This window comes from Mesorhizobium yinganensis (assembly GCF_040081985.1).
Lineage (GTDB): Bacteria > Pseudomonadota > Alphaproteobacteria > Rhizobiales > Rhizobiaceae > Kumtagia > Kumtagia yinganensis.
In genome coordinates, this window is sequence record NZ_JBEBMH010000022.1 from 57,274 (window position 1) to 72,388 (window position 15,115).

General features: G+C 58.6%; 21 protein-coding genes. 12 read left to right on the top strand and 9 right to left on the bottom strand.

The genetic code is table 11. The features are described from left to right. Positions 1-18: 18 nt before the first annotated feature. Both ABMA59_RS27760 and ABMA59_RS27765 read right to left on the bottom strand, forming a co-directional pair. Positions 19-636, bottom strand: coding sequence for a BA14K family protein (locus tag ABMA59_RS27760; protein WP_349008613.1), 618 nt, complete (start codon positions 634-636; stop codon positions 19-21). 736 nt (positions 637-1,372) lie between these two features. Next, positions 1,373-1,678 (bottom strand): DUF1236 domain-containing protein, encoded by a 306-nt coding sequence (locus ABMA59_RS27765; RefSeq protein WP_349008614.1) that lies wholly within the window; start codon positions 1,676-1,678, stop codon positions 1,373-1,375. Between the two features lie 931 nt (positions 1,679-2,609). On the opposite strand from ABMA59_RS27765, the gene ABMA59_RS27770 reads away from it, so the two are divergent. From ABMA59_RS27770 to ABMA59_RS27780, 3 genes are read left to right on the top strand one after another with little or no spacing between them, the layout of a single operon-like run. Next, positions 2,610-3,203: a hypothetical protein gene (locus tag ABMA59_RS27770; protein WP_349008615.1), complete on the top strand. Its 594-nt coding sequence runs from the start codon at positions 2,610-2,612 to the stop codon at positions 3,201-3,203. Next, positions 3,200-3,595: a phage holin family protein gene (locus ABMA59_RS27775; RefSeq protein WP_349008616.1), complete on the top strand. Its 396-nt coding sequence runs from the start codon at positions 3,200-3,202 to the stop codon at positions 3,593-3,595. The genes ABMA59_RS27770 and ABMA59_RS27775 overlap by 4 nt, the downstream gene beginning before the upstream one ends. Further along, on the top strand, positions 3,592-4,521 hold the full coding sequence (locus ABMA59_RS27780) for a hypothetical protein (RefSeq protein ID WP_349008617.1): 930 nt from the start codon (positions 3,592-3,594) through the stop codon (positions 4,519-4,521). Before ABMA59_RS27775 ends, ABMA59_RS27780 begins: the two co-directional genes overlap by 4 nt. 77 nt (positions 4,522-4,598) lie before the next feature. Here ABMA59_RS27780 and ABMA59_RS27785 read toward each other — a convergent pair whose 3' ends face one another. From ABMA59_RS27785 to ABMA59_RS27795, 3 genes are all read right to left on the bottom strand, one after another. Further along, the gene (locus ABMA59_RS27785) at positions 4,599-4,817 is read right to left on the bottom strand and encodes a hypothetical protein (protein ID WP_349008618.1); all 219 of its coding nucleotides are present in this window, start codon (positions 4,815-4,817) and stop codon (positions 4,599-4,601) included. Positions 4,818-5,238: 421 nt separating this feature from the next. Next, complete coding sequence (locus ABMA59_RS27790) at positions 5,239-5,991, bottom strand: calcium-binding protein (RefSeq protein ID WP_349008619.1); 753 nt, start codon at positions 5,989-5,991, stop codon at positions 5,239-5,241. Between the two features lie 14 nt (positions 5,992-6,005). Beyond that, complete coding sequence (locus ABMA59_RS27795) at positions 6,006-6,527, bottom strand: hypothetical protein (RefSeq protein ID WP_349008620.1); 522 nt, start codon at positions 6,525-6,527, stop codon at positions 6,006-6,008. 479 nt (positions 6,528-7,006) lie between these two features. On the opposite strand from ABMA59_RS27795, the gene ABMA59_RS27800 reads away from it, so the two are divergent. Further along, positions 7,007-7,468 (top strand): toxin-activating lysine-acyltransferase, encoded by a 462-nt coding sequence (locus ABMA59_RS27800; protein WP_349008621.1) that lies wholly within the window; start codon positions 7,007-7,009, stop codon positions 7,466-7,468. A gap of 122 nt (positions 7,469-7,590) precedes the next feature. After that, a complete protein-coding gene (locus tag ABMA59_RS27805; protein ID WP_349008622.1) occupies positions 7,591-9,354 on the top strand; it encodes a calcium-binding protein in 1,764 nt (587 codons plus the stop codon). A 381-nt stretch (positions 9,355-9,735) separates the two neighbouring features. Here ABMA59_RS27805 and ABMA59_RS27810 read toward each other — a convergent pair whose 3' ends face one another. Continuing rightward, positions 9,736-10,038 (bottom strand): hypothetical protein, encoded by a 303-nt coding sequence (locus ABMA59_RS27810; RefSeq protein WP_349008623.1) that lies wholly within the window; start codon positions 10,036-10,038, stop codon positions 9,736-9,738. A 437-nt stretch (positions 10,039-10,475) separates the two neighbouring features. Here ABMA59_RS27810 and ABMA59_RS27815 point away from each other — a divergent pair, with 437 nt between their 5' ends. After that, positions 10,476-10,751 carry a DUF6894 family protein gene (locus ABMA59_RS27815; RefSeq protein ID WP_349008624.1) on the top strand — a complete coding sequence of 92 codons (276 nt, stop codon included), beginning with the start codon at positions 10,476-10,478 and terminating at the stop codon, positions 10,749-10,751. A 122-nt stretch (positions 10,752-10,873) separates the two neighbouring features. Here ABMA59_RS27815 and ABMA59_RS27820 read toward each other — a convergent pair whose 3' ends face one another. Beyond that, positions 10,874-11,053 (bottom strand): hypothetical protein, encoded by a 180-nt coding sequence (locus ABMA59_RS27820; protein ID WP_349008625.1) that lies wholly within the window; start codon positions 11,051-11,053, stop codon positions 10,874-10,876. 194 nt (positions 11,054-11,247) lie between these two features. On the opposite strand from ABMA59_RS27820, the gene ABMA59_RS27825 reads away from it, so the two are divergent. The 4 genes from ABMA59_RS27825 (at position 11,248) to ABMA59_RS27840 (ending at position 12,272) form a co-directional block, all read left to right on the top strand. After that, a complete protein-coding gene (locus ABMA59_RS27825) occupies positions 11,248-11,415 on the top strand; it encodes a hypothetical protein (RefSeq protein WP_349008626.1) in 168 nt (55 codons plus the stop codon). Between the two features lie 16 nt (positions 11,416-11,431). Further along, positions 11,432-11,617 (top strand): DUF3606 domain-containing protein, encoded by a 186-nt coding sequence (locus tag ABMA59_RS27830; RefSeq protein WP_349008627.1) that lies wholly within the window; start codon positions 11,432-11,434, stop codon positions 11,615-11,617. Beyond that, a complete protein-coding gene (locus ABMA59_RS27835) occupies positions 11,614-11,907 on the top strand; it encodes a hypothetical protein (protein WP_349008628.1) in 294 nt (97 codons plus the stop codon). Before ABMA59_RS27830 ends, ABMA59_RS27835 begins: the two co-directional genes overlap by 4 nt. A gap of 119 nt (positions 11,908-12,026) precedes the next feature. After that, entirely contained in the window at positions 12,027-12,272 is a 246-nt protein-coding gene (locus ABMA59_RS27840; RefSeq protein ID WP_349008629.1) for a DUF6894 family protein, read from the top strand. A 240-nt stretch (positions 12,273-12,512) separates the two neighbouring features. Here ABMA59_RS27840 and ABMA59_RS27845 read toward each other — a convergent pair whose 3' ends face one another. Next, positions 12,513-12,695 carry a hypothetical protein gene (locus tag ABMA59_RS27845; RefSeq protein WP_349008630.1) on the bottom strand — a complete coding sequence of 61 codons (183 nt, stop codon included), beginning with the start codon at positions 12,693-12,695 and terminating at the stop codon, positions 12,513-12,515. A 567-nt stretch (positions 12,696-13,262) separates the two neighbouring features. Between ABMA59_RS27845 and ABMA59_RS27850 the strand changes: the two genes are divergently transcribed. Beyond that, positions 13,263-13,568: a DUF1236 domain-containing protein gene (locus tag ABMA59_RS27850; RefSeq protein ID WP_349008631.1), complete on the top strand. Its 306-nt coding sequence runs from the start codon at positions 13,263-13,265 to the stop codon at positions 13,566-13,568. A 378-nt stretch (positions 13,569-13,946) separates the two neighbouring features. Here the strand turns inward: ABMA59_RS27850 and ABMA59_RS27855 are convergent, their stop codons facing one another. Beyond that, a complete protein-coding gene (locus ABMA59_RS27855) occupies positions 13,947-14,156 on the bottom strand; it encodes a hypothetical protein (RefSeq protein WP_349008632.1) in 210 nt (69 codons plus the stop codon). A gap of 491 nt (positions 14,157-14,647) precedes the next feature. Between ABMA59_RS27855 and ABMA59_RS27860 the strand changes: the two genes are divergently transcribed. Then, positions 14,648-15,100, top strand: a complete 453-nt coding sequence (locus tag ABMA59_RS27860) for a Ros/MucR family transcriptional regulator (protein ID WP_349008633.1) — start codon at positions 14,648-14,650, stop codon at positions 15,098-15,100. The last annotated feature ends 15 nt before the right edge of the window (positions 15,101-15,115 follow it).

Here is a 15,115-nt window from a genome sequence, read left to right on the forward strand (position 1 = left end):
GCATATAGTTCACGCCGGCTAGCCGCATTGCCGGCGCGACCCGCCTCCGTAAGGCTGGTAGGAATTGTCGTCCGGATTGTAAGAGCGGTAGCGCGCAAAGCATGAGGCGATATGCCGTGGCGTGAGGAAGTTCGCAGGGCCTTCCTCGACTGCGTATCGCCCATGCGGTCGATCTATCCCGATATCCGCATGGTCCACCTCCTCCTCTTCGCGAGTGCTGGACCCGCTCGTGAAGGGAGAGACGCATTCCCGCTGGCTGCCGCTGTAGGACCTATAGCTGTTGTTCTCCAGCCGGTACGATCGATAGCGCTCCGAGCACCATTGTACGTGCGCCATCGTTGTTGCTACGTCGGGCTCGGGCGCAGTTTCGGAGTTTTGATCTGGAAGCGCGCCGGTTGTGATCCTGTCGACAGGCGAAACCTCTGGGTGTTTCACGACTGTGGAGGGTTTGAACGAAGGTTTCGCAGCTACACGCTTGAGTGGCTGGGCGGATGCTGCCGAAGCTTCGCCGGTCCAGGAGGATCCGCTGCCACCCCTCCATTCAGCTCGAGGCTTGGCCTCGGTGACGTAGATGGCCCCGGCGGCAATCGCGAGCGTTGCGGCGAAACCGCTCAGCCCGGTTAGAAACATGCTCATGTCGTGCTCCCTGAAGTATGTTTGGTTCGGGGAGGAGACGCAGGTTCGGTCCCGGAACTCGGTGCACCGGCCGGACATACGGCCTCGCCCGGAGACGGAGGCTGCGTGCGCACCCGGCTCCCGCTGATTAGAGCGTGCTTGACGTATTCCAGTGCGGCCGGCTCCTTCGACACGCCGAGGTGGTCGTGCCGTCCGTCCTTATGCAACTTTGACCAGTCCACGGTTTCCAGCCGGCCGGTGAAGGACTTTCCGGGCTGCAAACGTGACGAGAGGGTAAACAGCCCGTCCGAACCATACATGTCGATCGCCCGGCGCACGTTGCAGGGCACTGGCGTAGGATTGTATGCTTCGAAGACGAGAAGCGTCTGGACCGGCACGCCGGCGGCGCGGAGACGCTCGGTAAATCTGGTTGCCGCGTTACCTCCCATCGAAACGGGCGGGAAAAATAGCGGGCCTGCATCCCGGCGTGCGGTCACAAACACCATGTGAGAACTGCCGCAAACCCAACGAACACAGAGCCCCACAATATTGTATCAAGCGCCACGCGCGCATTCCTGCCGAAATCCGGGTCAGTCTCAATTGGATGTCTAATTAGTTTTGGGGTCATCGGACCGACCGCTAGATGGCGCAAATGAAAATGCCTGCACACGTCTGCGACGCCGCGAGGCGGAAAATGCTTCTCGACGCCAGTCCAGAGCCAGTTCAGTGCCCGGCTCTGGATGAGGGATGGAAAAGGTCAGTTCATCACGTGCACGACCTTGCGCGTGCCCGGGTCAACCAGAACCGTCTTGTTGTCGATGACGACGTAGTCGTACTTGGCATCGGGCACTTCGAGCTTGTGCACCTCGACGGTTTCAGGCAGCGCTGTCCCGACGTTGAGTTCAACGCCAGGCAGGTTGATCGAAGCCAACGGCTTCTTCTTCACGTATTCACGGATGACCGTTTCCTGTTCCGGCTTGATGATGACGTCTTGCGCCATCGCGGAACCGGCAAATGTTGCCAGTGCCAAGCCGGCGACTGCGCTCGTGAGATAAGTCTTCATAACAATCTCCCTTGTAAGGACTAAAACGCTTCGATCTCTTGTCGAAGCTTGCGTCAAAACGAGGCGCAAACAGGCATGTTCCCCTGTGGGCCTTCAGGCCCATTACGGTTGGGACCAAAGGCCCAATCGTCCCATTCATTGGTCTCATGGTCGCATGGTTCGGGAACGTAGCGGCGCCGCAGTGCGTTGGCCCGGCACGCTAAAAAGAGGCGATCATGAACAACAGCGTTCGCGAGGCGCGATGGCTTTTCTACCCGGTCATTGTTGCCGGCGTTGCGTTCCTGAGCCTGAGGATGATCGTCAGTTGAGTGCAAAGTTTCACAGATGCGCAGGTCCTGTCCCTCACTGCGCTGACAGGCCCTTCGGCCAGAAGCAGGTCGAAGGGTTGTTACCCGCCGCCGGGTCTCTCTCAATCTCTTGCCGGCGACGGGTGCACCTTGGAGGTTGGCGCATGTGGAGTCGCCGCGAGGCTCAGGAAACCGACCCGATGGTGTCAGGCTCTTGCAGGAGTGCTGCGACGTGATCGTCGCAAAGCACTTTCTTGAATCGCGATCGGAGAGGTGGGAGGAAATTGCAAGCGCACTCATTCTTGCGTTCCAGCGTGGGGTCAGAGATCGGGACGAACTTATCCGGCTCGCCAACGTCTGAGGGCTCGAGAAGATTAGGTGGGCTGTTCCCGGACGTTCATACCGCCGACCATACCGCCGACACCTCAGCCAGCATCCGGCAGGGTGGCCATTTGGAGTTGACGTCAGAGCGAGCCGGTCCACGGTCACAGCTAAATATTCACAATGGCGGAACATGCGGGACCACAGAATGTTGTGATGAACACGGAGGAAGCAAGGCAATGAACGGTGTGATTTATTTGATCGGACTGGTTGTAGTGGTCCTTGCAGTACTTTCCCTCCTCGGCCTTCACTAGGAGAGCGCTATGCAAGGGCAACCCGGATCACAGTCCGATTTCGAATCGGCGAAGGCTGAAGTTACCGCCAAAATCGAGGAAGGAAAGCGCACGGCGTCGGAGGCATTTCATGAGGCCAAAGACGAAGTGACAAGGAAGGCTGGCGAATACGCCGAGGAAGCAAAGGCAACTCTTTTTGAGCAAGCCGAGGGCACTCAGCGCGACGTCAGCTCCAACTTGAAGGCATTCGGAGGGGCGTTGCGGGCTGCAAGCGAGCATCTGGCAAATGCGGACCAGCGAACAGCTTCGAAATTCGTTCTTGACGCTGCAGGAGGGTTAGAGCGGCTGTCTTCCTCCCTCAAGGACAAACCGTTCGAGGAAGTCCTTGGTGAAATTCGGACCTTCGGACGGGAAAATTCTGGAGCACTTATCGCCGGCTCGGTCCTCGCGGGCCTTGCGCTTGGCCGCTTCATCAAGAGTTCCGCGGTCCCCGCCCAATCGCCACAGGCCGGGTCCAAGGGTCGAGACGACGCGGCGTCAGACTGGGCCGAGGGCGGAGAGTCTCCCCTCAGCGACGATCCAAATGAAAGCGGGATCAATCCGAGCGTGGGGACAGGTCCATGAACGACTCTTCGGACGGGCGCGGTCTGGTGACGCTGATCGGCGATCTGGCTCAACAGGTGACCACTTTACTCCAGACTGAGGGCAAACTTCTTCGGTCGGAAATGTCCGACAAACTAAGCAAGATTGGGACCGGGGCTGTCGAGGTGTTGGGTGGCGCGATTTGCCTGCTCGCGGCCCTGATGGTGCTCTTGCAAGCCCTGGTCATCGCGTTAGCCAACGCCGGTCTCGGACCAGGCTGGTCGTCACTGCTCGTTGGAATAGCTGTGGCGGTTGTGGGTGTGGTGCTTCTGCGTTCAGGAGCTGCCACGATGAAGCCGGAGGATTTGGCGCCGGAACGGACACAAGAACAATTGAAGCGCGATGTGCGCGTGGTGAAGGAGCAGCTCAAATGAGCGAGAGAACCACTGCCGAATTGGAACGTGATGCCGAAGCGGCGCGCGCCCGTGTGGCCGATACTGCGGAGTCGATCCGCAATCGAATGACGCCCGGCCAGATGATAGACGAGTTCTCCGGCCTTTTCTCAGGCGGCGACGGGGCGACCGCACTCGGCAACTTGAAGGCTCAAGTGCGAGACAATCCCTTACCGCTTACGTTGATCGGGACGGGTCTTGCTTGGCTCATGCTGGGAAATGGACCCACATCGCATGCACCGTCTCAGGGCAGTGGTCTAAATGGGCCAGCGGCCAGACCTGACTTCGGCAATTCGAGCGTTGGCGACGCTGCCTCGCGCAGCGGGGGACCGAGCGCGAGCATCAAAACAGCCGCTAGCGAGTCGGCGAGCGCATTGGAGGATATGGTGTCGGATGCGGCCCGATCCGCGAAGTCGATAGCGGCGGATACATCGGAGGCAGTTCGAGACAATCTTTCGGAGGGCAAACGATGGGTTGAAGACATCGCCGGCGGAGCGACTAACAGTGTTGGGGATATCGCAGCGAAAGCTCGCCAATCCGCAACTGACTTGTTTGAAAATGAGCCGCTGATCATCGCGGCGTTAGGTTTGGCAGTCGGAACCGCCATCGGTGCGATGCTGCCTCGGACCACACTCGAGGATCAAAATCTCGGCGCGCATTCGGATAAAGTCCGCGGAGCCGCGAAAGATTTGATGGAGAAGGGAGTGGAAGGAGCAAAGGAAGTTGCAGCTGACGCTTACCAGACTGTCAAAGACGAAGCGGACCGGGTTGGGATGAGTCAAACTGGCGACACATCGCTCGTCGGCAAAGTGACCGAAGTCGTCAAATCCACATCTGCAAAGACCGAGGATGCGATACGTGAGAAGATCGTTCCGCCTCACCCCGCGCGATCTTTGGAGCTTGATTGAACCGTGGGGTGATACTTATCGGGCGACTAAGTTCGCAGTTCTAACGGCTTCACCGACGCTCGCCGCCGCCGATTTGGTCATGATTTGAACTCGGCCACCGCGATCCGCTCGGCTGCAAAGGGCAGCCGGGCCAAAACTTGGTGGGCCTCTTCGAACAGGCAAAGTCCGTCCTTAACCATCCAGCGATGAACCAAACGGTTGGCGCTCGAGCATTGGCCCAGATCGGACTTTGTCGTTGCGGCATCGAGGGAACAAGGAACTTCCTCATGTCGTCCGATGCCGATGAACAAAAGCATGCCGAAGCGCTACCACCGCAACTCGCCTCGCCAAAGAAACTGGGATCGCCAGGGCCTAGGCTGCCTAACTTGTAGGTCTGCTCGGCCCGAACTGGACATCCCTTGTCCGTGAAGCGAGATTGCTTCGAAGGCGGCGGTAGCCGCAAGATGGCACCGGTCGATTGTCGATGCTTCGTTCAGGTCATCAGGCCTTCGAAAGTATCGATCGGGCAAAGATAGAGATCACACCGGTGATCGAATGGAGGTCGCAGTGACTGCGGGCGAAGACGAGACTTGGTGGCGCCGAGCTATTCGGTTCGGCGCTCCGCACTTGCAAAAGACTCAGACCTCGGCCGTGTTTCCGTTTCAGTCTCCCCAAAACGTGGGCCTACCAACAAATGAAGCAAAGTCGCCGGCGGCCCTTCGCAGTTGGGTTTATCGCTTAGATCACAACGAAATCGGCTGCGGTGATTGTGGGCGATCCCGCGAGCGACGCGAACTTGATTGCTCCGTAAGTGCCGCCTGAGCCGTCCCTGTCGAAGTAAAGGTTGCCGGTGTCCGAATTATACAGGATGCGGTCGCTGGCATCCTTGGCCGATATTGCGATGTCCTTAAAAGCGCTGTCAGGTAGCGCCCCGATCACCAGGCCGATGAAGAGGGCGTTGTCGACGTGGATCGTGTCATCAACGCGGTTTAAGTCGGTGATGGTGTCGACATTGGTCGCGGCATTCAATGCCGTGTTGAAGATAAAGATGTCGGCTCCCTTGTGGCCAGTCAGTGTATCGTTGCCGGTATAGCCTTTGATGGCGTCGTTGCCGGCGCCGCCATTGATGGCGTTGTTCGCGGCGTTGCCGAAGACGTTGTCGTTGTAGTTCGACCCCGATAGGTTCTCGATCGAGTTGAAGGCGTCGCCCGTGGCGTCGCCCGAATTGATCGCCGGGTTGGCGAGGCTGACAGTGACGGCCTTGGTCGCCGAGGCATAGGACGCCCGGTCCAATCCGCTGCCTCCGCTCAGATAGTCAGCGCCGGTGCCGCCCATAAGCGTGTCGTTGCCGTCACCGCCGAATAGGCGACTGTTGCCGGCGCCGGCATAGAGCTTGTCGACGCCGACTTCGCCCAGCACGTTGCCGTCGATGGTCCCGAGCCGGCCGTCATAAAGATCATCACCTTCACCCAGGAAGGCGTCGCCGATCATCTTGCCGGTGTTGGTTATGAGGTCTTTCGACGGTCCGTTGGATACGAAGGAGTTTTGAGCGCTCGCGATCGTCCCGGAATTGCTGACGGTGAGCGTTTCGGAGGCGAAGTGATAGACAGCGATGCGTCGGCGTTCACGATTCCAGTGTTGATGAAGCTCGAACTCGTGGCCGGAAGGGGGCCGTCGGAACGGAAGGAAGCAGCCACGGCTTCGACGATCGCCGACGCTTCCTGTGCGATGAGACCGTGATTGACGATCTGCTGGCCGTCCCCAAAGAGGCGTATGCTGTTTCCTTCGAATGCACGAACCTGGCCGGTGGCCTCCACGGTGACACTGTTTGGCCCTCCTCCGGGATAGAAGCCGAGGACGATCGCGTCACCATAGCTCGCGACCGTTCCGGCAACGATGACCTCGTGGCCGTCGGTGACACCCGAATGTATCACGCCGTTCAGGAAGACCTGCTGGGCAATGAACACGTCGTCGTCGTCGACCAGTGTGGGGGACGTCGTGCCGCTTTGCGGGAAATGCCATGCCATGATCGCGCTCCGTGTATGCCCGCCCGGAAAATGACCGTGCCGGCGTGAATTCACGACAAGAGCTTAGCACGCCAGTTGCGTGCGAGGTCTCGACGCTTCGGCCTTGGCACCTGCGTCTGGCGCTTCTCATTCCAATGCAGGCTGAGCGTCTGATCTACTTTCTTCACGCCCCATGCATCTGCGGAGCTTGGCACGAGATCGTCATGCATAGCCGGCATGTCTGGTCCGAACCGGTCGCGCAGGGCACGGTCTGGCAATAAGCGACCACCGTTCATTGCGGCATCGATCAGGCTTTGCAGTGCCGATCCCATGAGGCAATATAAGCATGAGGCAATATAAGTATGTGTGGGGGGAGATATGCCTGTGATTGCGAATGGCATCTTCCAGCGAGGCGGGCACGGTAAGCTAGTCTCGCTGGAGGCCATTTACCAACGTCGTAAGTCGTGATGCTTGTGTGGGGAGGAGTTCCGGCAACCGACATGGACGCATCACAACAACCCACCCTAAGCCTGTATCGACCTGAATGGCGAGCGCTGGCTTTGGGGCTTGCGGTCAGCCATCTCATGACGAAGCCGTCATTTATGCGAATTCGTTTTGGAGAGTTGTCGCAACTGTTGGCTGGGGTTATTAATCGCGACCACTATTTTTTTGTAGTCGACGAGACCCATCGCGTTCAAGGATTTGCGGGGTGGGCGCTTACCAGCCGCAACAATGCGGAAGACTGGCTGAATAGCCGCCGCGGATTAAGATCCAGCGACTGCCTTGCGGGCGAATGCATCGTCATGAACGCCTGGTCCGCAAACAGCACCTCGGCTCATCGATACATGTTGAAAGAGGCGCGACGACTTCTGCAAGACAAAGATGCCCTTTTCTTTAAGCGTTATTATGAAGACGGCAGCACTCGCCCCGTGCGCATCAACATGCTCGGCCTTTCCCTTTAGCTGGACTACGTCCTTTGGAGCTGGTGTGCCAACCCGCGACAACTGCAATTGTGCAAGCTGAGCGCGACATCATAAGATTGAAACTGAACGCGTGCCATCTGCAGAAGCGAGGCGACCAGGTAATGACTGAGTTTGTCGGGACTGACGCAGGCGAAATCGCGGATGCCACCGATGGCACGCTCTTTGGTTTTACTGGCGGAACGGTCGCCGACCTGACGGATGCCGATGGCGACATCTTTCGCGCGCTTGACGGCGGTGACGTTATCGAAAGCGGCGCCGGCGATGACACGCTAGACGGCGGCGCTGGCGATGACTTTCTAAACGGTGGCGCCGGGTCTGATCAGCTTATCGGCGGCCTCGGCGACGACAGTTACGAAGTCGACAGCCTTGGGGATACCGTTGTCGAGGAAGCGGGTGAAGGGACGGATTCGATCGAAACCTCGCTCCTGAATTACTCTCTTGCTTCCCTGCCTGCAGTTGAAAACCTGACCATTGTCTCGCTGTCGGAAATCGACGGATTGGTCGCGACAGCCACGGGAAATGACCTTGACAATGTCTTGAGCGAAAATTTTCTCCGGCCGGGCCAAGTCACTCTCATCGGGGGAGCCGGGAACGACACGTTCCTAGGCGGTACGGTGGAAGACCTGTGTTATGGCGGCGTTGGAGACGATACCTACGTCTTCAGAGAGGGAAAAGGCGCTGGGCACGCGATAACAGTCTTCGAGAATGAAAACGAAGGTATCGATACGCAGCTCTACCAAAGCCTTACAGAGACGCGCACGGTCTCTCTCTACGACAATGTTGAGAACCTGATAATTAAAGACCACAACAATCTTGGCAACTACAGCGGAAATTCTATAGATAATTATATTGAAGTAGAAATACGAGATAATTATAATACTTCTGATCCTCAGAAATTTAACGTGATTCATGGCCTTGATGGTAACGACACGATCGTCGGCAGCCAATTCGTCGATGATATCTCGGGTGATGCGGGAAATGACATTCTTGATGGCGGCGGAGGTGACGACAGTCTCACAGGCGGCTCCGGAGACGATGTCTATTATGTGGTTGGCGTCGGCGACACTGTCACCGAACTGGCGGGCGGTGGCGGCGACCGCGTCGCAGCGCGAGGTGATTACGCGCTCGGAGCGGGCCAGGAAATCGAACTGCTGACCACCACCAACTATGGCGCTGTGCGGAACATCGACCTGAAGGGCAACGAACTTGCCCAGGCCATTGTCGGCAACGACGGCAACAATTGGCTGCATGACGGTGGCTTTGGCGCCGCCGATACGCTGCGGGGTCGCGGGGGAAACGACTTTTACACCGTCTACAACTCATCGGCCGTTGTCATCGAGGCGAAAGGACAGGGCGATTTCGACCGTCTCGCAGCGGGTGTCGACTATGTATTGGCGCAGGGTGTCGAGATCGAATCGCTGCGCACGACCGGCCAGCACGCCACATACGGCATCAACCTGACCGGCAACGAGTTCAGCCAGCAGATCATCGGCAACGACGGCGACAACCGTATCGATGGCAAGGGCGGCAGCGATACCATCCAGACGGGCCTCGGCAGCGACACGGTGGTGTTCTCGACAGCACTTGGCGGCAGCGTAGACAAGATCGTCGACTTCGATACAGCCGAGGATCAGATCGCACTCGACCACGCAATCTTCACTGCGCTTGGCCTGGGGGCGCTCGATGCATCCGCATTCAAGGACAACATCTTGGCGACAAGGGATGCCGACGACCGCATTATCTACAACTCCAACACCGGCTCACTGTTCTACGATGCCGATGGGCTCGGCGGAGCCGCCGCCGTGAAGTTCGCGTCGGTTGCTGTCGGGCTAAGCCTCACAGCGGCCGATTTCCAGATCATCTAGCGATACGCCTGCCAAAGTATTGGGTCCGATAACTGCCTTTAGCGGAGCCTATTTGGCTGCCGTAATACCCGTCACCGGGGAAAGGGCGGCCGGGACCGAGGAGGCGAAAAGGAACCATGACGCATAGCGGGCATTGACCGAGGAATGCGGCGCGGCGCGAACATCCGGAAGCATCATGGAAAAGACGATACTAACGAACAAGGCTCGGCAGGGCGGCCCTGGGCGACCTGTGCTATTTGTTCTGATCATATCCCTCTTGATCGCGGGGGTTGTCTGGGGGGCGGTTGCGATCTGGGGCGAGACCATTGACCTGCCTGCGGCCGATGGCCCTGGGGGCATCACTGCCCCGGCGCCCGGGACGGGCAACTGAACCTCCGTGTTTCATCCAAGGTCGTAGTAAAAATCGCAAATCAGGTCGGCAACTTTGATGGCTTCAAAATCCGTCATATGAGCAACCGTCTCAAGCGCGGTCGTCTCCATATCGTCCTGATCGACCGCCAGAAGGTCCAGAAGTTTTGCGAACTTGATCTTGAGTTCCAGGTCACCCCCAAACTCATCGATGGTTACAAGCAGAAGGTGCGTGTTCGCCTCGATCAACCGCGTCTGGATGCTGTCGGCGGAGGCGGCAAGGCTGCGCATCGCGGCGAAAAATTGATCGCGCGCATTAGCGTGTAGTTCGTTCATAGGTCGCTTTCTTCGCTATCCAGGCTCGACCTGTACGACAGACGGCGGGAAGGCATATGAGATTGGGGAGGATGCGCCATGGGTTTCGCATGGCCGGAACTTCCATAGCACAGTTGCGGTCGCTCTGATATGGGCGTCGGCACCCTTTCGGCGAGTCCTTCGAAGTGACGTGTTGCGGCTAAGGCAAATCGGCGCACACGAAAGCCGGATGAAGCGCGATGTCGTCGGGCGCATTTATGAGCCGTACCACTGGGGGCTGACGGCGCACGGACCTGGCGCCGACCGGCCGATTCCGGCGAGCGGATATGAGAATTCAGGTCGGGGGGCGGGAACAAAGGTGGAGGCGGCGTGGTTCAAGGCGATACCTGACTTCCGGATCGCGCGCCAGAGGAGCGCGTCGACCGGAGAGTCCGTAGATCGTAGCGGAAGAACTAGCCGTGCCCAGGTTCTATTTCGACCACAGCGAAGATAGCGTTACGCACATCGACCCGCTTGGTGTGGAATATGTCAATGTTGATGCAGCGGTCCGCGAGGCCGTCAGAAGGCTTACGGCACTGTTAGACGACCAGGTTGCAGGGCGACTTTCCATTGCGGTGAGAGACGAAACCGGTGTGGTTATCTATCGCGGAGAAGCTCACTTTGACCACGGCTGGCATTTGAACACAGGATGGATGAATCACCCTTGGTTATTGTGCTACTCATCGCCGGCCTAGTGGCAGCCATAGCCATCGGCGCCCTGGCAGCCATCGATTTATGGGAGCCTTTGGGGCTGCTCCGGTAGGAAAGCCAGTCGCTCCCAAGGAACGCCGCGCAAGCCGCCGAACCTCTATGACGGCTAGTTGCCGACCGGCTTCAAGCCAAGATCGTCCGGCGATCGACCAGCGTCCAGAAGGATGATCTCGTGCGGCAGCGCGTCGTATTCCTGCCCGTCAACCGTGACGCGGTGGAACCTCGCCTCAGATCCCGCCTTACGGGCCGCAGCCTGCACCCGACTCCGCTCCAGGAGCGCAGCCATCGCGCGCCGTTGCCGCAGGTGCCCAAGGATTGAGAGGGCGATCGTGGGTCGGTGGGGGACCATTTTGCTCGGCATACGCAGCACTCCTTTCGCATTTTAATCGACATGACTTGGATCTGTTCCCTTGTGTAGATCGCAGATCGGGAACCATGTTGCTGCTTCGTGGTTCGGAGGCATTCGACCAGGAGCAAGCCATGACCGGAACGATGCGAAAAATAGCGATGATTATTCTTGCAGGGGCAACCCTGTCGGCAGCCGGCTGCCAGATGGATCGGCAGACGACGGGTTCAATCTGGCCAACGAACTGCGCGGCGACCGGCTCGACGTGCGAAACGCCCGACCGAAATGTGCCTAACAAGTAGGATTGGAGCATCTGATATGAACGACAACAAATCAAAACGGGACAACCGGGACCGCTCACGAGTAGCAGCAGACGAGGAATATGAAGTCCAATATTTCGCAGGGGAAGCCGGCATCAGCGTTGATCAGGTACATCTGCTGATCGAGCGGTTCGGCAACGACCGCGAAGTTCTGATGCGTGAAGCGAGAAGGCTCGGCTCTTGACCTGGCATGCGGAAATTGTCCGCGAGGTGCAACGGGGCTTGAGACAACTCGGCGCTACGGAGGCAGATATCGCGGCCGTCAACACCACGGACCCGCGTGCGATGTATGACGCGATCCCGCGAGCCGGCGGCAAATCCGACATCCTCTCGATCATCGGCAGCTACCGCGACATGCTCCCGGACGACGATGTGCTGGAGCGCCTACAGCAATGGAATAGCGCCGAGTTTTTCACCCGTCGCGGAGAGCAGGCGCCGGTCCTCCCGTCACAGCGCCTTCTTACCTGCCCTTGAGCATGCGCCCGCGGCCACCGACGACATGCACACAAACGCGAAAAGCTTCGCCGGCCGGCGTCGGAGCAGCGGAACCTCCCCACCTCTCCGCAGTTCCTCTCCGGTTCCGGAGGTGCTGCATGCCGCGCTACTTTTTCGACGTGTTCGATGGAGAGGACATTTCCCGTGACGAGGTCGGCATTGATCTCGATCACGAGGACATGGCAGCCGAACATGCGGTCGCAGCCCTGCCAGATATGGCCCACGACGAGCTTCCGGATGGCCCGCAGCGCGACTTTTGGGTGAAGGTCCGCAACGGCAACGGAGAATACACCTTCGCGGCCGACCTAAAATTTAAAGCGGACTGGCTGAAGCGGCGCGGATAGAAGAGCCCGTCGCGCCGAGGGAGACGCGACGGGCTCTCGTGCAGCCAGCGTGCGCAGCTAAGTTTGCCTCCGAAGCCGCGATGAGCGTAAATCGCTAGATCGCCCCCGACGTTCCTCGAAAAAACGAAAAAAGCCCGCCGATCCGGATGGCCAGATCGACGGGCTGTGTTGCCTGAGGCGGTAATCTCTACATGTCCGCCCGATGATTCTGCAATGGCGGCTAAAGGAACCGTTATAGGTTCAGGTCCGGACGACTTTCATTTGGTTATCGGCCCGCAGGATGTCGCCAGATTCGACGTAAGCCATTTCCAGCAGATGCGAGAGAAATTCCATCCGCTCGCTATCGGCAATATCTTTCATCTCGCGAAGCAGCCCATGTAGATACCGAACCTTCTCGATTTTTGACCTTTGATCGGGCGCCATGTTCTTCCTCCGAGCAAGTACCCAAAGGTGTAGCTAGTTGCATTCCGGCGACAACGGTACTTTGGATCTATCTCGGGCAGGTGGTGAATGCGGTCTTGCTGGCGACGACTCCACATGCGCCAACCTCCAAGGTGCACCCGTCGCCGAGAAGAGATTGAGAGAGGCCCGGCGACGGGTAACAACCCTTCAGCTTGCTTGTGGCCGAAGGGCCTGTCAGCGCAGTGAGGGACGGTACCTGCGCATCTGTGAATCTGGGTACTCAACTGACAATCATCCCAAGGCTTAGGAACGCAAAGCCGACGGCGATGACCGGGAAGAAGAGCCATCGCGCCTGTTGAACGCTGTTGTCCATGACTGCCTCCTTTTAGCGTGCCGGGCCAACGGGATACGGCGCCGCTACGTTCCCTGACCCTGCGACCATGAGACCAATGCAGTCGACGATTGCGCCTTTAGTCCCAGCCGTCATGGGCCTGAAGGCCCACACGGGAACGTGCCGCTTTGGGCTTCGTTTGGACGGCAGCTTCGACAAGAGATCGAAGCGTTCTAGTCCTCACAAGGGAGATTGTTATGAAGGCTTATCTCACGAGCGCAGTCGCCGGTCTGGCCCTGACTGCATTTGCCGGCTCCGCGATGGCCCAGGATGTCATCATCAAGCCGGAGCAGGAGACGGTGATCCGGGAGTATGTGAAGAAGAAGCCGTTGGCTTCGATCAACCTCCCTGGCGTCGAACTCAACGTCGGGACGGCGCTGCCTGAGACCGTCGAGCTGCACAAGCTGGAAGTGCCGGATGCCAAATACGACTATGTCGTCATCGACAACAGGACGGTTCTGGTTGACCCGGGCACACGCAAGGTCATCCACGTGATGAACTAAGTCTTCATCGTCCTTCATCCAGACCCGGCCGTTCGTCCGGGTCTGGACCGACGATGATGTTCTGGCGAAGCAGAATCCGCGTAGGAGGGACTGCCGCTATCGGAGGACTGGTCGATGAATTTTATGCCGTCTCGACGCCTTGATCGGATCGACCCGGATATTGGCCGGAATGCACGCGTAGCGCTCGACGCAATTATGTGGGGCGCGGTGTTCGTTGGATTTGCGGCAGTTCTCACATGGTCCTTGTGACCTCACGCCGGGACGCATGTACGCTGAGCTTGGTGGTTGCTGCAGCTTCTTCCGTGGTTATGCAGGAAGCCGGGCCCCCGATCCACCGGATGCCGAGAAGCTGACTGGCTGAAGCGCCGAGGCTGACCATCACTTTTCGACCGCAGAGACAGCCAGGCGGACAAGTTCGTCTCGATCCCGGACGCCTTGCTGGTACGCAATTATCAGCGCGGAGGCGATGTTTTCCGCTTCTTCGCTTCCCTTAGCCAGATGCCGGGCAGCGAGAACCGTGTCGAAGCATTGCTGGAGTTGGTCGAGATCCCAAGGGCTGAAACCCTCGACCTCTTTCCGACCTTTCATCGCAGGAACCCTCAGCGAGAAACCCTATATCCAGCCGCGACGTTCCGTCATAACAAGCCCGCCATCGTGACAGCGATGACGGGCTTGGACTAAAGGCCATATTTCGAGTGAGCTAGTCGTCGCGCGGGCTCGCGTCGAGCTAGGGTTCTGAAAGAATAGCCCCGCCGGCCGAAGTTGACGGGGCGATCATACTGCGGAGGTGGGAAATGCAAGGGTTCGCGACCGCGGACCTTTTCAGCACGTCAAAATGAATGAGCGGCACGCGCTGGAAGCTTGTAACGCGCGGTCCCCGAACCCCGCCGCCCGAAGCCGCAGGCCATAGAGGCGAGGGAGTCGGATCGTGGCGACGATCTGCGGCGGCTCGACCGTGATGGCAATTGGTGATCGGAACACTGGTCATGTTGAGCATCCGTGTGGCGAGCAGTGATGACGGCACTTGCGAGCCGTTGTGCTTCGAAATAGTTCTTAATTTTCAATGGGAGCTACCGTAGATGCTGGATAACGATTCGCTTTTGCAACTCACGGTCGATATTGTCTCGGCTTACGTGAGGAACAATCCGACTCCAGTAGCGAGCCTTCCGCGCCTGATCGCAGACATCGACGCATCGATACGCGGCCTAGGCGGCCCGGCGCCGGCGCCAGAGCCGGTTGAACTAGTCCCCGCTGTTCCCATCAAGAAATCGATCACGCCTGACTATCTTGTGTCACTGGAGGATGGCCGCAAGTTCAAGTCGCTCAAGCGTCACCTGGCGACGAGCTATGGTCTGACGCCAGACCTGTACCGCAAGAAATGGAACCTTCCGGCGGACTATCCGATGGTCGCGCCCGGATATGCGGCTGTCCGGTCCGAACTTGCAAAAAACTCGGGGTTGGGTCGCCTGCCAAAATCGCCAAAGATTGCGCCACCAGCCAAGCGCGGTCGGAAATCCAGGACCCCGTCTTGATCACTACTTTCTCCA

Bases quoted from the DNA above. Each gene is read 5' to 3' on its own strand.
- ABMA59_RS27760 (WP_349008613.1), bottom strand. From the start codon at position 636: ATGAGCATGTTTCTAACCGGGCTGAGCGGTTTCGCCGCAACGCTCGCG.
- ABMA59_RS27765 (WP_349008614.1), bottom strand. From the start codon at position 1,678: ATGAAGACTTATCTCACGAGCGCAGTCGCCGGCTTGGCACTGGCAACA.
- ABMA59_RS27770 (WP_349008615.1), top strand. From the start codon at position 2,610: ATGCAAGGGCAACCCGGATCACAGTCCGATTTCGAATCGGCGAAGGCT.
- ABMA59_RS27775 (WP_349008616.1), top strand. From the start codon at position 3,200: ATGAACGACTCTTCGGACGGGCGCGGTCTGGTGACGCTGATCGGCGAT.
- ABMA59_RS27780 (WP_349008617.1), top strand. From the start codon at position 3,592: ATGAGCGAGAGAACCACTGCCGAATTGGAACGTGATGCCGAAGCGGCG.
- ABMA59_RS27785 (WP_349008618.1), bottom strand. From the start codon at position 4,817: ATGCTTTTGTTCATCGGCATCGGACGACATGAGGAAGTTCCTTGTTCC.
- ABMA59_RS27790 (WP_349008619.1), bottom strand. From the start codon at position 5,991: ATGATCGGCGACGCCTTCCTGGGTGAAGGTGATGATCTTTATGACGGC.
- ABMA59_RS27795 (WP_349008620.1), bottom strand. From the start codon at position 6,527: ATGGCATGGCATTTCCCGCAAAGCGGCACGACGTCCCCCACACTGGTC.
- ABMA59_RS27800 (WP_349008621.1), top strand. From the start codon at position 7,007: ATGGACGCATCACAACAACCCACCCTAAGCCTGTATCGACCTGAATGG.
- ABMA59_RS27805 (WP_349008622.1), top strand. From the start codon at position 7,591: ATGACTGAGTTTGTCGGGACTGACGCAGGCGAAATCGCGGATGCCACC.
- ABMA59_RS27810 (WP_349008623.1), bottom strand. From the start codon at position 10,038: ATGAACGAACTACACGCTAATGCGCGCGATCAATTTTTCGCCGCGATG.
- ABMA59_RS27820 (WP_349008625.1), bottom strand. From the start codon at position 11,053: ATGGCTGCGCTCCTGGAGCGGAGTCGGGTGCAGGCTGCGGCCCGTAAG.
- ABMA59_RS27825 (WP_349008626.1), top strand. From the start codon at position 11,248: ATGACCGGAACGATGCGAAAAATAGCGATGATTATTCTTGCAGGGGCA.
- ABMA59_RS27830 (WP_349008627.1), top strand. From the start codon at position 11,432: ATGAACGACAACAAATCAAAACGGGACAACCGGGACCGCTCACGAGTA.
- ABMA59_RS27840 (WP_349008629.1), top strand. From the start codon at position 12,027: ATGCCGCGCTACTTTTTCGACGTGTTCGATGGAGAGGACATTTCCCGT.
- ABMA59_RS27845 (WP_349008630.1), bottom strand. From the start codon at position 12,695: ATGGCGCCCGATCAAAGGTCAAAAATCGAGAAGGTTCGGTATCTACAT.
- ABMA59_RS27850 (WP_349008631.1), top strand. From the start codon at position 13,263: ATGAAGGCTTATCTCACGAGCGCAGTCGCCGGTCTGGCCCTGACTGCA.
- ABMA59_RS27855 (WP_349008632.1), bottom strand. From the start codon at position 14,156: ATGAAAGGTCGGAAAGAGGTCGAGGGTTTCAGCCCTTGGGATCTCGAC.
- ABMA59_RS27860 (WP_349008633.1), top strand. From the start codon at position 14,648: ATGCTGGATAACGATTCGCTTTTGCAACTCACGGTCGATATTGTCTCG.